Origin of the sequence: Mesorhizobium sp. M8A.F.Ca.ET.021.01.1.1, from assembly GCF_003998025.1 — a bacterium.
Classification (GTDB): Bacteria; Pseudomonadota; Alphaproteobacteria; order Rhizobiales; family Rhizobiaceae; genus Mesorhizobium.
This window is the reverse complement of record NZ_RZSJ01000767.1, coordinates 1-2331: the sequence shown is the minus strand read 5'-3', so window position 1 is coordinate 2331 and position 2331 is coordinate 1. Positions and strand designations below refer to the sequence as shown.

Annotated in this window: 4 protein-coding genes; 2 read left to right on the top strand and 2 right to left on the bottom strand. The window is 60.9% G+C overall.

The features are described from left to right. Window positions 1–255, bottom strand: a 255-nt coding sequence (locus tag EOA36_RS33545; RefSeq protein WP_281040104.1) for a YbaK/EbsC family protein, incomplete at its 3' end; no start/stop codon positions are given. A 178-nt stretch (window positions 256–433) separates the two neighbouring features. Beyond that, window positions 434–715, bottom strand: coding sequence for a helix-turn-helix transcriptional regulator (locus EOA36_RS33540; RefSeq protein WP_127281021.1), 282 nt, complete (start codon window positions 713–715; stop codon window positions 434–436). 278 nt (window positions 716–993) lie between these two features. Here EOA36_RS33540 and EOA36_RS33535 point away from each other — a divergent pair, with 278 nt between their 5' ends. Beyond that, complete coding sequence (locus EOA36_RS33535) at window positions 994–1608, top strand: hypothetical protein (protein WP_127281020.1); 615 nt, start codon at window positions 994–996, stop codon at window positions 1606–1608. Window positions 1609–1834: 226 nt separating this feature from the next. Beyond that, window positions 1835–2011, top strand: coding sequence for a hypothetical protein (locus EOA36_RS37550; protein WP_189553497.1), 177 nt, complete (start codon window positions 1835–1837; stop codon window positions 2009–2011). Window positions 2012–2331: the final 320 nt, after the last annotated feature.

The following is a 2331-nucleotide window of genomic DNA, read 5'->3' as shown; positions in this document are numbered from 1 at the left end:
TTGCGCGTCCAGCATGCGCGGTTTGCCGCCGAACTGGTCCTTGAACTTGCGGTTGTCCAGCCTGGCGATGCCGCTGGTCACGACCAGCATGGTGCGCTCGCCGACGCGAAGGCAGATGGTCTTGGCGATCTGCGCCGGCAACACGCCATGCGCCTCCGCCGCCAGCGTCACCGTCGCCGAACTTGCTTGCGTGACAATGACCTCGATGTCAGGCGCGTGAGCAGCAAAGAAGGCACCAACGGAATCCAGGCTCATATCGAAAAACTCACGGTTCCCGCTGCATGGCAGATGCGATCGGCGCGGATTTGGGTGTCGCACCTATAAACACGTGCGATTTGCAGATCGGCAAGCCCGGCCTGCCGGAGAATGCCGGCATCGACAAGAAACCCGCCAAGCGGGCTTGGCGGGTTTCTTGGGCATGCCTGCCGCCGACCTATGCCTGGGGCCGGCCTTGTGCGGCCAGTGTCGGTGCGGAAGCAATGGGAGCGTCCTGGGGCAGACGAAGCGCGGACGCAATACGACGCAGCTTCGCCGGGTCGGCCGTTCGGCCGCTCTCGATGTCCTCGATCTCGTCGACTGAGAGGCCGCAGGTCAGGGAAAGCGCTTCGAGGCTGTATCCGCGCGTTTCCCGCATTGCCCTGAGGGTATTGTAATCGGGCCCGATCTCGTTGGCTAATGGTTCGGAGAGGGCGTGGCTTTTTGCATTGTTGGGCATTGGCAACTCCGTTGGCTGAAAGCGTTTGATCAAAATGGGATGTTGCCTGAGACGAGCAGGAAGATGCCCTCTCGCCGGCGATTTGCCAAGCGCCAAACCGACCGTCACGGGATCGTGAAGCGGATGTCCATGCGGCTGCCTCGTCCTGTCCCGATCAAGTTGTTTTGAACGCGTGAGCGGCTTTTGCCCGGCAGTTTCGCTCCATCCGGTCGTTATCTCGATGTCGCCGGCGTGAAACCATCCCGTTCCAGCCAGCCTTTCCCAAAAGGATACCCCTAATGAACCTCAAGACATCCCTCTTCGTGCTCGGCACGATTTCCATGCTTTCCGGCGTCGGTGTGGCCAGCGCGCAGGCGGCGGACGCATTGCGCGTGCGCGGCACGGTGGTCAGTTTCGAGCCGTCGCTGCTGACCGTGAAAACCCGTCAAGGCGATACTTCCGCGATCAAGCTGAAAGACGGCTGGAAGCTGTCAGGCGTTGCCAAAGCGTCTGTAAACGACATCAAGCAGGGCGATTTCCTCGGCATCGCCTCTGTCTCCAAGGCCGACGGCGGCAGCGGCGCGCTGGAAGTGGTGGTCTTTCCGGCTGCCTTGAAAGGCACTGGCGAGGGGGACCGCCCCTGGGACCTTGAGCCGAACAGCCGCATGACCAACGGCACCGTCGCCGACGTCACCGACATAAACGGGCGGGCGGTGACGTTGACCTATGACAATGGTCAGACGAAGAAGATCTCGATACCCGACGGTACGCCCGTCGTCACGTTCGCGCCGGCCGCGGCGGCCGATCTCAAGCCAAGCGCGACGGTTTTCGTTACCGCTCAGCGCGAGGCTGACGGCACGCTGAGTGCCAGCCGCGTCGTTGTGGGAAACAAAGGTGTGGTCCCGCCTATGTAGGCCAAAACGGACGACACGGCTTTCGGCCTGCGCCCTCGCAACGGTGCAGGCCCTCCGGCTTGCCCGGCAACAGTCCAGAAACAAAATTCTACAGTCGGGAAATACTGACGAAAAAATTCAGGAGCGTAATTCCATTCGCGGCGATCGGGATATCGGCCCGATTGATACCTGCCTGCGAAAGAAGGAAACGATCCAATGAAGAAGTCCCTCCTCTCGGCCCTCGGGCTTGCAGCTGCAATCGCTTTCGCGGTGCCGGTGGTCGGCGCGACGAGAGCGGACGCGGCCCCGATGGCAAAGCATCATCATCATCATCATCATCATCATCATCATCACCATCACCATCACCATCATCGCCACCACCATCGCTATCACCACCATCACCACCACCATCATCACCACATGAAGAAGATGACAAAGAAGACCTACTAAGCATACCAGACTGCCAGAGAAGACCGGTCTTGGCTTCCTGTTCGAGGCCGGTCTTCTCCGGTCATGCAATGCCTGGCCCGGACGACCCGGGCTAATCCGACTGCCGGATGGCGGCGACGGTCCAGCTGTAGCGACAACAAGCAAGTGCCTTTGACGCGACGCCAAACCGCGATACGGCAAGGGGTACTTCCAACCGGCACGCTGCGCCGGATAAGGCTTCGCCAACAAGGCCAGGGTATCCCCGATGACGGCCAAGGCCGATCTTTCCCGGACAGACCGCATTGTCCTGTCGGT